This is a genomic window from Maribacter sp. BPC-D8, assembly GCF_035207705.1.
GTDB lineage: Bacteria > Bacteroidota > Bacteroidia > Flavobacteriales > Flavobacteriaceae > Maribacter.
In genome coordinates, this window is record NZ_CP128187.1 from 762,613 (window position 1) to 777,418 (window position 14,806).

At 30.2% G+C, this 14,806-nt stretch carries 20 protein-coding genes; all 20 read left to right on the forward strand.

Features of this window, described 5'->3' with window-relative positions; all coding sequences use genetic code 11:
* Positions 1-87: 87 nt before the first annotated feature.
* The 20 genes from QSV08_RS03285 to QSV08_RS03380 all read left to right on the forward strand — a co-directional run bounded on the left by QSV08_RS03285 (position 88) and on the right by QSV08_RS03380 (position 14,781).
* On the forward strand, positions 88-732 hold the full coding sequence (locus QSV08_RS03285; RefSeq protein ID WP_324026552.1) for a hypothetical protein: 645 nt from the start codon (positions 88-90) through the stop codon (positions 730-732).
* Positions 733-819: 87 nt separating this feature from the next.
* Complete coding sequence (locus QSV08_RS03290; RefSeq protein ID WP_324026553.1) at positions 820-1,071, forward strand: hypothetical protein; 252 nt, start codon at positions 820-822, stop codon at positions 1,069-1,071.
* 124 nt (positions 1,072-1,195) lie between these two features.
* Entirely contained in the window at positions 1,196-1,969 is a 774-nt protein-coding gene (locus QSV08_RS03295; RefSeq protein ID WP_324026554.1) for a hypothetical protein, read from the forward strand.
* A 263-nt stretch (positions 1,970-2,232) separates the two neighbouring features.
* Entirely contained in the window at positions 2,233-3,033 is an 801-nt protein-coding gene (locus tag QSV08_RS03300) for a hypothetical protein (protein ID WP_324026556.1), read from the forward strand.
* A 77-nt stretch (positions 3,034-3,110) separates the two neighbouring features.
* Positions 3,111-3,824, forward strand: a complete 714-nt coding sequence (locus QSV08_RS03305) for a YARHG domain-containing protein (protein ID WP_324026558.1) — start codon at positions 3,111-3,113, stop codon at positions 3,822-3,824.
* A gap of 221 nt (positions 3,825-4,045) precedes the next feature.
* Positions 4,046-4,780 carry a hypothetical protein gene (locus tag QSV08_RS03310; RefSeq protein ID WP_324026560.1) on the forward strand — a complete coding sequence of 245 codons (735 nt, stop codon included), beginning with the start codon at positions 4,046-4,048 and terminating at the stop codon, positions 4,778-4,780.
* Between the two features lie 47 nt (positions 4,781-4,827).
* Positions 4,828-4,995, forward strand: a complete 168-nt coding sequence (locus QSV08_RS03315) for a hypothetical protein (RefSeq protein WP_324026562.1) — start codon at positions 4,828-4,830, stop codon at positions 4,993-4,995.
* Between the two features lie 106 nt (positions 4,996-5,101).
* The gene (locus QSV08_RS03320; protein ID WP_324026563.1) at positions 5,102-6,517 is read left to right on the forward strand and encodes a carbon starvation protein A; all 1,416 of its coding nucleotides are present in this window, start codon (positions 5,102-5,104) and stop codon (positions 6,515-6,517) included.
* 176 nt (positions 6,518-6,693) lie between these two features.
* On the forward strand, positions 6,694-7,317 hold the full coding sequence (locus tag QSV08_RS03325; RefSeq protein WP_324026565.1) for a hypothetical protein: 624 nt from the start codon (positions 6,694-6,696) through the stop codon (positions 7,315-7,317).
* A gap of 112 nt (positions 7,318-7,429) precedes the next feature.
* Positions 7,430-7,933, forward strand: coding sequence for a phosphate ABC transporter permease (locus tag QSV08_RS03330; RefSeq protein WP_324026567.1), 504 nt, complete (start codon positions 7,430-7,432; stop codon positions 7,931-7,933).
* A gap of 112 nt (positions 7,934-8,045) precedes the next feature.
* Complete coding sequence (locus QSV08_RS03335) at positions 8,046-8,567, forward strand: DUF4303 domain-containing protein (protein WP_324026569.1); 522 nt, start codon at positions 8,046-8,048, stop codon at positions 8,565-8,567.
* Positions 8,568-8,772: 205 nt separating this feature from the next.
* Entirely contained in the window at positions 8,773-9,474 is a 702-nt protein-coding gene (locus QSV08_RS03340) for a DUF4240 domain-containing protein (RefSeq protein WP_324026571.1), read from the forward strand.
* 81 nt (positions 9,475-9,555) lie between these two features.
* Positions 9,556-10,035, forward strand: a complete 480-nt coding sequence (locus QSV08_RS03345; RefSeq protein ID WP_324026573.1) for a hypothetical protein — start codon at positions 9,556-9,558, stop codon at positions 10,033-10,035.
* A gap of 232 nt (positions 10,036-10,267) precedes the next feature.
* Positions 10,268-10,930 (forward strand): hypothetical protein, encoded by a 663-nt coding sequence (locus QSV08_RS03350; RefSeq protein ID WP_324026575.1) that lies wholly within the window; start codon positions 10,268-10,270, stop codon positions 10,928-10,930.
* Positions 10,931-11,034: 104 nt separating this feature from the next.
* Positions 11,035-11,619 (forward strand): hypothetical protein, encoded by a 585-nt coding sequence (locus tag QSV08_RS03355; protein WP_324026577.1) that lies wholly within the window; start codon positions 11,035-11,037, stop codon positions 11,617-11,619.
* Positions 11,620-11,692: 73 nt separating this feature from the next.
* Positions 11,693-12,151, forward strand: a complete 459-nt coding sequence (locus QSV08_RS03360) for a hypothetical protein (protein WP_324026579.1) — start codon at positions 11,693-11,695, stop codon at positions 12,149-12,151.
* Between the two features lie 15 nt (positions 12,152-12,166).
* Complete coding sequence (locus tag QSV08_RS03365; protein WP_324026581.1) at positions 12,167-12,700, forward strand: hypothetical protein; 534 nt, start codon at positions 12,167-12,169, stop codon at positions 12,698-12,700.
* Positions 12,701-12,848: 148 nt separating this feature from the next.
* Positions 12,849-13,508, forward strand: a complete 660-nt coding sequence (locus QSV08_RS03370; protein ID WP_324026583.1) for a hypothetical protein — start codon at positions 12,849-12,851, stop codon at positions 13,506-13,508.
* Between the two features lie 136 nt (positions 13,509-13,644).
* A complete protein-coding gene (locus QSV08_RS03375; RefSeq protein WP_324026584.1) occupies positions 13,645-14,310 on the forward strand; it encodes a hypothetical protein in 666 nt (221 codons plus the stop codon).
* Between the two features lie 75 nt (positions 14,311-14,385).
* The gene (locus tag QSV08_RS03380) at positions 14,386-14,781 is read left to right on the forward strand and encodes a hypothetical protein (RefSeq protein ID WP_324026585.1); all 396 of its coding nucleotides are present in this window, start codon (positions 14,386-14,388) and stop codon (positions 14,779-14,781) included.
* Positions 14,782-14,806 lie beyond the last annotated feature (25 nt).

Genomic DNA, 14,806 nt, shown 5'->3' on the forward strand with positions numbered 1-14,806 from the left:
AGCTAAGTAGTTGTTTAACCGAATAGATTCGGTATTTTTTTTAGCTCGATTTTTTATTTACTTTTCTTTTGAAACAATTTAAAAAATATGAACTCGAAAAACGATTATAGAGAGTGGGATATCAAAACGTTGCAAAGAATATTTTATTCAATGCAATTGGATGGAGTTAAAAAGTCAGATACCAGTACTTTTGATAAAAGTGAGTTGGTTAAAGAGTTTGAAGATTATAAATCTCAAATTTTAAATGAATCAGATAGGGGTCTCATTTTAATTATAGCGGCTTATATTGAAGATGTTTTGAAAGAAGTTCTTGAAATAAAATTGATTGGAGGACAAAAACATAAGAGGGAATTGTTCAATTTTAATGGACCATTAGGAACATTTTCAAGTAAAATTATGATGTCTTTTTCAATAGGTTTAATTAATAGTGAGGAACAATTTGAGATAAATACAATTAGGAAAATAAGAAATGAATTTGCCCATACTTCTAATATTATAGATTTAGAAACACAAAAGATAAATAACTTAATTAACGGTTTAAAATTTCACCCTAATGATATTCCAAATTTATCAAATAAAGAAAAATTGATTTTTTCTTTTAGTGTTGTTTTAGGAAAACTTCTAAGTTTAAAAGAGATGGGAAATAAGTTAGAGGAATTTCAAAATAAAACAATAAGTTTTGATGGATTTTATAATGCGTTAATAACTATTACTCAGACAAGAAGAAAATAAATTAAGAATTATGAAAATCAAGCAAACGGATTTTCAGCACCAAACGATATCGAACCGACCTTTGAGCCGATTAATAGAATTGACTTTTTGAGAAATATTGACAGTTTTATAATTGAATCTTATAGTATTGACGGAATTGAAAATATCGGAAAACAACTTGAGAAAAGTATTTTAGTTGGTGGAATAAATCAAGAACAATACTTTCTTCTAATTCCACCGAATGCAACAAATGAAAAATGGAAATACTGGAAGTTTGCAAATTGGTATCCAGGAGAGGAAGAGTTTGATGATTTACATAGTTATTTTAAAAGCACTTTAGAATTTATAAATCGAGAATAGATTTAACTTTGAACAAGTAAAAATAAAACTAAACAATAAGCTTTAGCTTCGTGCGTAGACGAAAACGAAATTTTCCTCACTACCGCACTACGCCTAGCCTAGACATTATAGCCAATTTAAAAAAATGAAAAAAACAAAACAACTATTACTCATTACTTTGCTGATATCATTTAATTCTTGTCAGGCTCAAAAAACTAATGATACAGAATTAATATCTACAATTACAGAACGCTTAGGAGTGAGAATAGGTGTTAAAAAAGGTTCTGAATTGAAATTCTATGATGAAAAAGACAACACGTTTTACGAGGCGCCTGAAATGAAATTTAATGTACCGAATGGAACTGATGAAATAATAATGGCTGGAAGTTTATTAATCGTAAGAAATAATTCTGATTTAAGATTCTACCAAGAAATAAACTACGACATGGAGTACTTCGGCTACGGGTTTATTGAGTTACCTGAAAAGAACTTCAGCTTACCAAATAGAGTAGATGAAATAGCAATGCCTTATGGAATTGGCTTACTATGTGTAAGAAACGGTTCTGAATTAAGATTCTACAAAGAAGAAGACTACGAGTTTAAGAAAATAAACTATGAGTTTAAGGAGTTGCCTGAAATGAAATTTAACTTACCAAATGAAGTAGATGAAATAGCAATGAGTGGAACTGTAATATTTGTAAGAAATGGATCTGAATTGAAAGTATATAGCTCAAAAGATAAAACGCTTAAAGAGTTGCCTGAAATGAAATTTAAGCTACCTAAAGGAACGGATGAAATAATAATGACGCCAACCGGGTTATTGGGTGTAAGAGTAGGTTCTGAATTGAGATTCTATGACGCAAAAACTCCGTCTTATACAGAGTTAACAGAAATGAAATTCAATCTACCAAAAAATTAATTACAATAAAATATAAACGTAATACATGCCTTAGGGCAAAACCGAAAGGTCTGTGTATATTTATGAAGTCGCTAATCTCGATAGCTATCGGGAATGGATTTAGCTTTGGACAGGAAAAAATAAAACTAAACCTTAAGATTTTGCTATGTTTATAGTGGCAAGCAAAGGCTGGTTTGCTACTGAACTGTTCTAGGTTTATAGTTAGCAGACCGCCTACACCGGAGAGAAATTATGACAACAAAAAATACGTAGACGAAATATAAATGAAACACTTATCTATCATTTTTATTTTAACCATTTCTTTCTTCAAATCTTTTGGGCAAGGTGCTAGAGATATAGAACTGGTCGATATTTTAAACAAATATGAAAGTATTGAAAAGACCAACCAATACGATAGTATTGAAAAAGCAAAAGATAGTTTATGGAAAATTTTTACTAATAAATTAGAAACTACAATTCAAGATAAAAATATAGACCTATCTAAATTTGGTAATCTAAAAAAGAAATGTGATTCAACAGTTTTTAGATTTGATATTTATTACTCTGAAGACAGAAAACTGACGCTTTACCATTTTGCAAATGGTTTTATTCATTTGAATTATTTAACACAACAAACACATAATAATTCACCTAAAATTATACTTAAAGATAATAGGTTGCATCAATACTTTACAGAAGTACATAATCTTAATAACGATGAATTTCTATTAATAGAAAGACAAGATGATATGTCCTTTTCTTGTTATTATGCTTCGGTATATAAATTAAATAACAAGAACCGTGATCCAATCAAAAAGGAAGCTTTTGAAAATGAAAGAAAATTGACAGTCTGTTCTTGGACAAATGTAGATGACTCAAACCCTATTATTAAAAGTGATTCTGGCACAATTAAAAGTCGACTAAAATCATATGAGCCAAATAAATTAGTATTTGATTTTAAGATGAAAAGCCTTTCATATTCATATAATAGGGTAAAAGACGGGAAATTAAAAAAAAGGAAATCAAAATACAGAAATGGGAAATTCAAAATACAGAATTATGATGTAAGAGAATTTATAGAATAAAGAAACGAAAATATATCAAAGACTAAATCGAATAGGGTAGCCCTAAGCTTATCACAATCATTACCATCCACTAAAAAATGCTACAATTTAAAACTACGTTGGTTATAATATTTTCACTCTTTAGTGCATTGTCTTTTTCTCAGACTAGAGATACGATAACATTTGCTTATATGAGTGTTCAAAATTATGAAATGAATCTATCAGAAATCAAGAAAATTATAAGCCCTAAAATGAGGGATTATGAAGGTAGTTATCATTTCGGTGAGTCTGAGGGAGAAGCTAATTTAGAAATAATATTTAGTAACGGTAAATTGTATGCAAGAACAGAATATGCCGATTGGGAAAACAATACGTGGGTTGAAAAATCTGATAGACAATCGGTTGACTATTCAAAATATAAAATTGTAATAGAAAAAACTGAATATGAATTATCAACTTCTGATAATGAAAAAGGACTAGTATCTCATTACTATGAAAGTTTCGAACAAAACATACATCACGATATTCAATTTAATCCGGATACTAATATAGAGAGGCCCGAAGGCAAATATCCTGAAGCTAGTTTTGTGAAACTGACCTCAAAAGAACTATCTGAATTATCAATAAGCGAATTAAAAATAATGCGAAACGAAATATTTGCTAGAAATGGATACATTTTTAAAGCTGGTGGAAAAATGAATAACTACTTCTCAAAAAAAGAGTGGTACAAGCCTATAAAGAAAGATGTAATCAAATTTAGTGATATTGAAAAGCATAATATTGAGCTAATCTTGAAATTAGAGAAGTCATAAACCTATGGTAACAGGGTGTATAAAATATAGTTATCACCTGCTAGTCCGAAAGTTGATGCCAATTAATTGAGTCTGCCAGATGTGCCATTTGGTTAAGTAAAAAGTAGAAATTATTGAATACTAATACACTACGCTTCATGAATAAGACGTTAATCTTATTTAAGAAAATTAATCATATCAGTAAGAACAAAGCTGTAGTAAATCATTAATACAATAACATTTTGACGGAAATCAATGACAAATGGCGAGAACCAAATAAGACTGAACAAATTATTATTGAACGTTGCATAGCACTCACTAAATATGGGTATATTGAAATGTTCATCATATTTGCTGCCTTAGACTTAGCGGTTATATATTTAGTATTTCTTTTTTTCTCGGATAGTTGGATAATGGGAGGTATGTTTCTTGTTCTTTCAATAGTAATGTCACACTTTCTATTAAATATTTGGAATGTAATTAAACAATGTAGAATTAGTGATACCTATCAAATTCATTCAGAAGAAGGCATATGGTCTATAGACTATGAAGGAGATACTGCTAGAACAAAACAATTTGTTTCGAAAATTAATGGTAAGTATATTACAATGCCCGTTCCTGAAATGGCTAGACCTCCTGAATATAAAAAGCCAAAGAATATTGAATACGAATATTTAAAAATATTTGAAGAACGACCACCATTTGGCTATAATTATATATTTATATCAATTGATGGAAATATGTTAAATGAAAAAGACAAAGATTATATCAATAAATATAAACCTCTTGGCATTTTATCAATGATACTAAGTACATGTTTTGTTGTTTTTCTGGTATTCTCGTTTATTTCAAAATTCGAAATTGAATTTACAATATATATTTGCTTGTTTTTATTTATACCTTTTGTAAGAACCCTAATTTTTTGGAAAAGCAATACTAAACTTCGAGCAGATTTTATTAAATCTATGAATTCATGAAATCTTTAAGATTTCGCTTTAGATAAGAAAAACTAAACAGCCATAAAATGAAAGACTTTTTCACCATTAAAAATCTAAAATTTGTACTAGGTTTCGCAGCCGGCTTTATAATTTACGATGTATTTGCAAAAGATGAAATAGACTGGGTCAAAGCCATTGTCGTAGCGATTTTGTCAGTAGTAATAATGTTCATTATTGAGCGGGTGAAAAAATAAAATTAAGTTTGCTTTGAATTGAGACTGGTTATTTATTGTTGAACTGAAGAATAGACTTCGTTAAAAAATTCATTAACACACTCAAAACCAACACAAAAACACCCAAATGATTACATTTATTACCTCAATGATTTTATTGGTATTGGGTTATCTTATCTACGGCAGGTTTGTAGATAAAACGTTTAAACCCAATGAAACAAAGGAAACTCCCGCACATACAATGGAAGACGGAGTGGACTTTGTACCCATGAACAGTAATAAAAATGCATTTATTCAAATTCTGAATATTGCAGGTGTAGGTCCTATTTTTGGTCCCATATTGGGCGCTCTATATGGTCCGATAGCATTTATTTGGATTGTAGTTGGGTCCATCTTCGCAGGTGCTGTGCATGATTACCTCACCGGTATGATTTCTTTACGATTTGGCGGAGCGCATTTACCGGCTTTAGCATCACGATTTTTAGGAAAATCATTTAGTCACGTTGTAAACTTCTTTGCTCTATTGCTCTTAATACTAGTAGGTACTGTTTTTGTTACAGCACCTGCAAAAATGATAGACGATGTCATTGGTGCAGAAACCAGTTACCTGACCGTAATACTTTTTGCAATATTCTTCTATTACATTATAGCTACTTTGTTGCCAATCGATAAAATCATTGGTAAAATTTATCCTGTACTAGGTATGCTTCTTATACTTAGTGCTATTGGTATTTGCATAGGTATGTCCGTAATCGGGAATCCTATTCCTGAGTTGACATTTCAAAATATGCACCCAAATGGTGTTCCGTATTATCCGGTAATTTTCTTGACAATCTCATGTGGGGCATTATCAGGGTTTCATGCAACGCAATCGCCTATCATTTCTCGTACCATAAATAATGAAAAAGATGGCAGAAAAGTGTTTTATGGTATGATGATACTTGAAGCTGCCATTGCAATGATATGGGCAGCAGCATCCATGAGTATTTTAGATGGAGACAGCTTAAATGAACTTTTACAAAATGGAGGTCCGACCGCGGTAGTTAATAAAATTGCCATAGCCTCGTTAGGAGCTATTGGTGGTACTATTGCCGTGTTGGGTGTCATTGTGCTACCTATTACATCGGGAGACACTTCTTTTAGAGCCGCACGTATGATTATTGCCGATTACTTGAATATAGACCAGAAGGTCTTAAAGAATCGGTTTATGGTAGCTATTCCACTATTTATAGTTTCCTTCATTTTAACCAAAATGGATTTTCAATTATTGTGGAGGTATTTTTCATGGGCTAATCAGGTAACCGCAGCTATTGCCTTGTGGATCGGGGCAGTGTATTTATACCAAAAGAAAACACATTATCTCATCGCCTTGGTTCCTGCATTTTTTATAACATCAGTAGTTGGTTCTTATATTTTTTACGACCCAACCGTCGGTCTGGGTTTGGATCTTATAATATCTAACTGGATCGGTATAGCAATTTCTACATTTTTGACGGTGTTGTTTTTTATGAAAATGAGAGATAAGAATAAGCAGATAAAATAAGTTGATTTTATTTTAGATATGTCAGCCAGTCTAAGCTCTTGGCTTTAAGCGCAGACAAAAAATGTTTTTTGAGCGTTTTCTTCATTTAGTTTTCCACCGAAAAAACCTTGCCGAGAACATACAATTTTACATATACATACACGTTAGCAATCTTATAGATTTCAACGTAAAACAATATGAAAGTATTTTTCAAAGCGATTAGAGATTATGACCTTGAGAAGGTTAAAAATTACGTTAACAAAAAACCTGAATTAGTAAACTGTGTAGCAAAAGCACCACCAAAAAAAGATGATGGTCAATCTCCATTACAGGTAGCTTTCAAAACAGCTAATTTTGAAATAGCAGAATTCTTAATTTCTAAGGGTGCAGACGTCAATTATATTGAAACGGAAAGTATTAATAATTGGAGAATTCCTGTTTTACACGATGCCATTAGGGCGTGTGTATTTAATAGTAGATACAGTGTTTTAAATTTAAGAAAGACAGATGATGGTTTCGAAAATATTTATGAAATTGAAACTACAAAAGAAGAATTTACAGAAGCGCTAAAGGGTTTAAAGAAATTAATAGAATATGATGTAAATGTTAATGCAGAAGATAGTTATGGAAATGATGCTTTTTGCAGGTTAATAACCGACATTGATCAAATAACCGATAAGAAAAGACATACACAAGAGTTGACAGAAGATTTAAACGAATTGATTTCTACACTATTTACTGCGGGATTAAAAATTAAACCAAATCCAGATTATAAAGAATATCATTCAGAATTATTTGAACTGATAAGTTTAGAAATATAGACTACCGTTATCAATCTATTAAAATAGCTTGTTATATGATCGCAACTTATAGTTCTCACAGATAAACAATCACCTACTTTTATTTACAACCATTGTTTAAAATAAAAATGAAATGCTGAATATTAAATCAATACTTATTTCTATTATCTTTTTGTTTCTCTATAATGTAGTGTCTTGTCAAGAGGATGAAAAAACAAAAATTGGTTGGAGTGGTAGATACAAGATTGAATCTTATGGAAAAAATAAAAAAGATTCTTTAAATATTCAATATGGTATTATTGAAAAAACATTGAATGCAAAAGTGGAAGATATAGTCCGTAAATATGAAACAGATTTAGTACGCTGGAATATGATAACCCAAACCGGTTCGCAAAAGGATAGTGTCTTATTAAGAAGATTTTTAATGAATGAAGAATTTAATGAGTATGAAGAATTTGGTTGGACTGAATTATATAAATCTGGAAAAATGAAATGTCTAGATGGCGGACATTTTTTTCTTTGTAAGACCACCGTTGATAATAAAGTAAAAATTGGAGAAGAAGAATTTATAGCAACAACCGGAATTTTTGGTATTGTCTTACACAAAGGTCTTTTCGAATTCACTAAAATTGACTAATTAATATGTACAAAATTTATTAACTCAATAGTGGCGAGAAAACCAAAAAAATCATTTTTTGGATGAAGGAAAATAGATGATACAGTTATTTTAAATAAAGATGCCAAATAAAATGAATAATCACGAATTGAAAGCAAAATTATTAGAATTTACTATAAACGGAGTTAATAGCTTTTTAGAAGCCAACCCCGAACTTGTATTTTATGCATTTGCTTTTGACTGTAACACAGAAGAATGCGCAGAAGTACTTCTGTGTTTTAATACAGAGAAAGAATTTAGTAAAACCTTAGAGGAATATCAGAAAGGAAGATTCTCGCACCTTTATAAAAAGGAAGAAGAAGTATTTGATTTAAAATTTAATACGGGAGATTGGGAATATCAAGATGTAGATGATATTTCATTAATGACGAGGAAAGAAATTGATACAATTTACAATAGTATACCAAGTGCCGACTTCAATGAATGGGAAGATTTTACAGAAAGTCTTATGCAACTATTTTGCGAAACGCTAATTGAATTTAGAAAAACTGAAACCTATAATCGCATACCAAAAACTAAAGATTTCATTTCATTTTGTATTGACCATGACGAAGATTTTGAGCAAGCAATGAAACGCTTGAAAAAATATGAGTAGAAAGCCGATTACAAATTTGGCTTTTAAAGTTTAGCTCGTTTAAGCCTAAATGGATGAGCATGGTGATTTTCTAACACTACCCTTATCATTAGGTCAATAGCGCGCAATTCTTGAGTTGAGACCATTACAATGGCTTGCAAACAGGTAAGAAAATGACATTTCGATAAAGAAAAAGGATTAAATAAAGTAGTTTAAAATATAAAAAATGAAACGAACTTTCATCAATCAAATAGGAGCATCGAATAAATTTTGGACCATAGAACAACTTGAAGAAAAGTACCTAGTTCAATGGGGAAAAATTGGTACTGATGGTCGTAATAATGAAAAGGAGTTTTCATCTTCAGCTCAATGCTTAAAAGAAATTGAAAAACTTATTAAGGAGAAAATTAATAAAGGATACACCGAAACTAACGACTTGACCAATATACCGGAAAAGCCGGTTTTGGAGTATAAACCTATGAACGATTATATATTTTGGGCAATCATCTCATCATTTAATTGGAAAAAGACTGGTGATGATGATGCAGTTTTACGACCTGCCTTAAAAAGTTTAATTGCCATGACTGTTGACGATATTAAGCTGTTTGCTGAAATTCTTTCTGAAAAGCTATATAGCTTAGATGGTCGTGCTTACGCTTCAAACATTGGTCCGGATTCTTTCACAAGCGAAACTGAGTTTTTCTCAACAGACTATTTTCTTTACGTTAGATGCTGCGTTATAGCAAACGGAAAAGAATACTATGAAAGTGTATTAGCAGATCCTACTCAAATGCCCGAAGAAATGGATTTTGAATCCTTACTATATTTAGCAAATGAAGCGTATAACAAAAAGTTAAAGACCGAAGGTGAATTTATAGAGACAAAATTATCTTTTGAAACATATAGCAATGTGGAAAAGTGGAAATAATACAAACTCCGCTAACTACAGTGGGCATGATTATCAAATTCTAATTAATTGAAATTATTGTTACACGTAAATTTATAACTAATGAACATTAAAGTATTTAAATATAAAAGCAAGTTCTCGTTCTGGGTATTCTTACCGGCAATTCTTTTTTTAGGGTTGTTTTTTTACTCGTACCTGTATAATGCCAATATCACTTATAAAGGAAGACATTTACTCGAATACCCCAATAGTTACTACGTAACCGGTCTAATCGCTATCTTATTTCTTGCTTATGCAGTTTATAAATTAATAAAGCACAGAAAATCAATTCAAAATAAGAACGATATCACCATTAGTGAGCATACGCTGTCTTTTCCTCATAAAAATACTGTTGCTAAAATTAACCTCAAAAAGGTAGATGAGCTATATTTTAATGATGATTCAGATGATGATGAAGTATCTGTAATTCTCTATATAAATGACAGAAAAGATAGGTATGAGTTTTTTCTTGATTTTTTCGAATCCGTCGAAAAGTTTACTGAATTTAAAACCCACCTTGAAAAGATGTACGAACAGAAATAAGTTCAGTTTAAAACGGTAAACATAAGTATAAAGCGTTTTAAATCTTATTCAAAATAACAGTGTGGTTGAACAAGTAATTAAAGCTTCTGTGTACGTTCGGTAAGTCTGTCAAAAAAATTTATTCCATCATAATCAGATAAAAAATCTAGTAAAGTACTCAGGTGCAAGCGAAAGAATTTCTTATTGTTGTACTCCGTTTAATTAAGCTTTTTAATATTTAAAAATTATAAAAATGAGATTTCTATTTCTATTCATTGTACTACTATTTGGTGAAATATCTTTTGCACAAGAAACAAGCAAAGTAAAACTCACCGATTATATAAGAGAAATTCAAATTTGGGAGAAAGAAGAGAACCATATGACGCTATCATTTTGGATTCCTAAAAGTTATTGGAAAATAGCTCTAGAAGACAATCCGCAAGTCCCGAAGGAAACTGTTGATCAATTGATTTCAACATTCGAAAATTACATATTTGTTTGTGGCTTAGACTTAGAAATAAATTTAGATGCTACAATGTCTTTTACTGATGAAGCTACTTTACGAAATTCAATGTCGATAGAAGATAGCGACGGAAATATATATCTACCGCTAACAAATGAACAGATATCAGTTGATGCTCAGCAAATGGCAGAAGCAATGAAGCCTATGTTCGCAAAAATGCTAGGTCAAATGGGAGAGGGAATGCATTTTTATTTTTTTGAAGTTAAAGATGAACAAAACAATGATATCATAGATGAATATCAAGAAGGTAACTTCAGCATAAAACATTCAAATAATGAGTTTGCATATTCACTGCCATTGGTAACGTTAATGCCTGCTAAAAAATGCCCGGTAGATAATGCAGAGATGAAAGGTAATTGGAAATACTGTCCTTTTCATGGAAAGTCGCTCTAGAATCGAGTAAAGACAGATTTAAGTTTTAGTAAGTAATAATTCACTTTTAAGCATTATTTAAGGATTATTAAAAAATGTAAAAGGAATAAATAAAGTTTGAATACATGAATAATCATCTCCAAAAGTTTTCTGAAGTTTTAAATGATACAATCGATTATTTTCTGCTTGGCGATATTAAGCTATTAAGAGATTACAAGAATAAAAAGGGACTTTCTAATGACTTAGCAACTGAGTTCACCACCAATGAGAGCGGCGATGAAATTGTAACAGAAGGGGTGTTGATACCTATGTCTAAAATAACAAACCAACCATATACTGTAATATTCAATGTGTTAGAAGGTATTTCTGAGTTTGAGAATGAAGAAAATAATCTAATCTATAAAAAAGAGGGGTATATACTTAAAGTTGAAAACAACAAGGTAATTCTATTTACGTGGTGGATATTAAATGACTTTAGCGATGAAAAAGTTGAAGAGCTTTTTGAAAATCCTAAAAAGTGGAATAAGCCATTTGTTGAAGTTGAAAATGGATGGTACGACGTTGATGTTTTAGGCGGATTTACAAAACAAAAATCTGAAGGTGAGTATTATTTTGAACCAACTTTAGAATTTAAGCTCACTTTGAGAGAGGAAAAAGGTGATTTCAAGGGTACTGTAAATGAGTCATTTGAATTAGTAGATAATAAATAAGAAACGAAACTAACTGCTAAAAGACATTTAAGAACTGTTGCAAAAAATTAAAAACATACTAGTAATTATTGCGATGGCTATAGTTGTAATTCCGCTATGTATTCTTGCAATTCCGGTGATGCTGGCTGGTATTCCAATACATTATTTTCAGCGTAAAAACTTCGAGAAAAAGTATGGTGAATTTTTGATCGAAAATAATGGCAAGAATTTCTTCTGCTATAATAACAGAAAGAACTCAAAGCAATATCTAGAACAAAGTATTCTGCCTAATCTTTCAGAAAGTATTGAAATCGTTTATTTAGATGGAAAAAGAATAGAATCGACATATGATTCTGGGTTTATATCAGAAGCCCTATACGGACTAAAACATTATAATAAGTTTCCTCATTTAATGAAAATTCGCAATGGAAAATTAAGCGATACATCAATAAACAATCCGTTTTATGCCGTGTTAAATATGAACAAATCGAAAGTTGAGTTACTGAGTAAAATCAATCATTTTTTTGATATTAATTTCATAAAGAGTAATTAAAATAGGAACCAACAGATGGCAACTAAAAAAGAGTTTTATAATAGATTAATAGCACTGAATGATGATTTCAGTTTTTTCTCTTCTGATAAAAAACCGGCAACCAAAGAAATGGTATCAGAGTATGCACAACAAAAAGATATCAAATTCAATAATGATTTTATTGAGTTTTTGACCACTTATGGTGCAATGATATTAGAGGTTAAAGAAAATATTTGGAAAAGACCAGAACTACTAGAAACAATACCAATGTGGGAATTTGGATATGGTTTTTTTGTTTACGGACTTTCGGTAGATGAGAATTTTCCTGAATGGTTATCTTATGAAGATAAATATGCAGAAACGGAGTTCAATGGCGACTTATCGATAGGGCAAATGTTTTTTAAACGAAGTGGTAATTTATACAGAGCTTATATTAACGATAATACCATTACTGTAGAGACAGACAAAGAAGGCACTGATAGGGAAGAATTTAAAGGTAATCTTTATGATTTTTTAATTGCCGAAGTTGATAAACTAGAAATGGATTATAAAGAGTATTTGAAAAAATAACAAAAAACGGAGTTTGATATTACACGAAATCATAATAATTGTAAGAATATAACTTTAGAAAATGTACAAGAATTTTAGCTTACAAAGCAGAAATCAAATGTATTTATAAACGTTGTAAATATTATAATATTTAGTTTACAATCGAAAAATGGAAATTGACAAAATTATATCCGAAGTAGAAAGCTTAATTGAAGTAGGAGAAAAAGAATTTCTGCAAATTGAGAAAACGACAAAGTATTATGATGATTCTGAATATTATATAGTTTATCACAAAGCAATTAAACTTCTGATAAATGAATATAGTAAAAAAACTGAATCATCAATTAATCAATTCTTTGAGAAAAGAATTCCGAAGTTATTCGACAATAGGGAGTGTGAGGGATGTTTGGTTCAGTTTGAAAATCTTAGAAGTGAAGATTTAGTTTTAAGATTACAAGCAAGCAAATATTTTAGAGGAAAGGCACTACAAGAAACAAATGGTTATAGGTCAATCTTATTTACACGACCAGATACTTTTGATAAATTAATAAAAGCTTTAAAAGAAGAAGCGAATGAGAAGGTATTGATTAATCTTATCATATGTATTGGTAGCGCACATAATAGATATTTCAATCATTTTCGTGTGTTTGAAAACCTTTCTCCTTTCTTTTTTCATAATAAGAGTGAAGTAAAATATTATACAATAATTTGGACTCGGTTTATTGAAGATGCAGGAAAAGCAGAAATTTTGAACATAATGAATAAGCAAAAACAATCTAAAAAAGTAACTGCAATTTTAAAGAAATACCTAAATGAAGGTTCAAATTAAAAAACACGGTAAAAAAAGTAATTTAATTATTATACAGTTTTAAGTTTTTTATAAATTTTCTATTCGTTTGACTAATTGGAATGTTACATAAGCACTAAATAAAAACGGAGTTTGATATTTTACAAAAAATACAAGTATGAGTTATAGCGGATTAAAATGGTTGAAATTTAATTTTGTACTTCACCCAAATGAACTTAAAGAGGTTTTTAATGATTTAAATTACTTTATAGCTATAACAAATGCAAGGGTTAGCGAAGACTATCAAATACGAGATAAGACTTCAATATTTACGGATTACAAAGCATATTATGATAAAATAATTTCAGGAGTAGCATGGTCAAAAGAAGATTGGAAATTGGATATTTATACTCAAATAACTGACAATCCTGAATTGGTAAATTATGAGGTTTTTGAGATAGAGGAAGACAATGAAATTAAGAGGTATAAAAGAGCTATACAGCTCGAGCCAGTGATTAATGTAGCTCCTTTTAATTTGACCGTACAAAATGAAAAATTAAGTGTTGTTTTTCATGATTCAACAAGAAACTCGAGCTTGGGTATTCAATTTAGTTATCCTAAAGAAATTCTCTATTTAAAAACGAATGAAGTGATGTTGACAGAACAGCTTTCTACTTTTCAATTGTACTCCGAATTAATCAAGCTAATTAAGAAAAAGTGTAAAAAAGCAAAAGCTATGAAAGAAGGGAAGGTGTTAAAGCCTAATTTTTGGATAAGCGAATTAGCAATAGCAGAAGTTAATAGTAATGTCAATTTGAAGAGCAACGATATAATTTTAGTTTAAATAAACAGTTATATCACCTCACTTGCCCGTAAAAATTCATTTGATACTTGTGGTTTGTGAAAATTGCAGATTATCATGAAGAACATACTTAAAAAACTAAGCTGGTTAATACTTTATTTACTGTTCAATACGGTATTGTTTTTCATTGAGGTACGTATTTTATTTGATACTGAAGACTCAAGTAATAGTGGAGTTTCTGGATTTGATTCGATTGATGCTCTATTAGAAGGTTTTAATGCTTTTTTTGATGTTTTGCAAGGCGTAGCACTACTATTCTTTTTTTATGCATCTATAGCCTCTGCTATTTTTGCGTTACTATTATTTATTCCGATACAGATATATTTTATAAATCGGAAATTTAAAAACCATAGAAGAAAATTTTTATACAGTTTATTGGCTTCTTTTGCTTTAGTAATATTGTTGAAATTGCCAAAGTATATTTGGATTTTTATAGAAATGACTTATTCGTAAAACTGCTTCAGATTGTTTTTTAGTT

What these genes read in the sequence shown, in the direction of transcription:
- QSV08_RS03340 (WP_324026571.1), top strand. Translation starts at nt 8,773, where the DNA reads ATGAAACGAACTTTCATCAATCAAATAGGAGCATCGAATAAATTTTGG.
- QSV08_RS03375 (WP_324026584.1), top strand. Translation starts at nt 13,645, where the DNA reads ATGAGTTATAGCGGATTAAAATGGTTGAAATTTAATTTTGTACTTCAC.
- QSV08_RS03365 (WP_324026581.1), top strand. Translation starts at nt 12,167, where the DNA reads ATGGCAACTAAAAAAGAGTTTTATAATAGATTAATAGCACTGAATGAT.
- QSV08_RS03335 (WP_324026569.1), top strand. Translation starts at nt 8,046, where the DNA reads ATGAATAATCACGAATTGAAAGCAAAATTATTAGAATTTACTATAAAC.
- QSV08_RS03305 (WP_324026558.1), top strand. Translation starts at nt 3,111, where the DNA reads ATGCTACAATTTAAAACTACGTTGGTTATAATATTTTCACTCTTTAGT.
- QSV08_RS03315 (WP_324026562.1), top strand. Translation starts at nt 4,828, where the DNA reads ATGAAAGACTTTTTCACCATTAAAAATCTAAAATTTGTACTAGGTTTC.
- QSV08_RS03345 (WP_324026573.1), top strand. Translation starts at nt 9,556, where the DNA reads ATGAACATTAAAGTATTTAAATATAAAAGCAAGTTCTCGTTCTGGGTA.
- QSV08_RS03360 (WP_324026579.1), top strand. Translation starts at nt 11,693, where the DNA reads ATGGCTATAGTTGTAATTCCGCTATGTATTCTTGCAATTCCGGTGATG.
- QSV08_RS03320 (WP_324026563.1), top strand. Translation starts at nt 5,102, where the DNA reads ATGATTACATTTATTACCTCAATGATTTTATTGGTATTGGGTTATCTT.
- QSV08_RS03300 (WP_324026556.1), top strand. Translation starts at nt 2,233, where the DNA reads ATGAAACACTTATCTATCATTTTTATTTTAACCATTTCTTTCTTCAAA.
- QSV08_RS03355 (WP_324026577.1), top strand. Translation starts at nt 11,035, where the DNA reads ATGAATAATCATCTCCAAAAGTTTTCTGAAGTTTTAAATGATACAATC.
- QSV08_RS03350 (WP_324026575.1), top strand. Translation starts at nt 10,268, where the DNA reads ATGAGATTTCTATTTCTATTCATTGTACTACTATTTGGTGAAATATCT.
- QSV08_RS03370 (WP_324026583.1), top strand. Translation starts at nt 12,849, where the DNA reads ATGGAAATTGACAAAATTATATCCGAAGTAGAAAGCTTAATTGAAGTA.
- QSV08_RS03325 (WP_324026565.1), top strand. Translation starts at nt 6,694, where the DNA reads ATGAAAGTATTTTTCAAAGCGATTAGAGATTATGACCTTGAGAAGGTT.
- QSV08_RS03295 (WP_324026554.1), top strand. Translation starts at nt 1,196, where the DNA reads ATGAAAAAAACAAAACAACTATTACTCATTACTTTGCTGATATCATTT.
- QSV08_RS03380 (WP_324026585.1), top strand. Translation starts at nt 14,386, where the DNA reads ATGAAGAACATACTTAAAAAACTAAGCTGGTTAATACTTTATTTACTG.
- QSV08_RS03330 (WP_324026567.1), top strand. Translation starts at nt 7,430, where the DNA reads ATGCTGAATATTAAATCAATACTTATTTCTATTATCTTTTTGTTTCTC.
- QSV08_RS03285 (WP_324026552.1), top strand. Translation starts at nt 88, where the DNA reads ATGAACTCGAAAAACGATTATAGAGAGTGGGATATCAAAACGTTGCAA.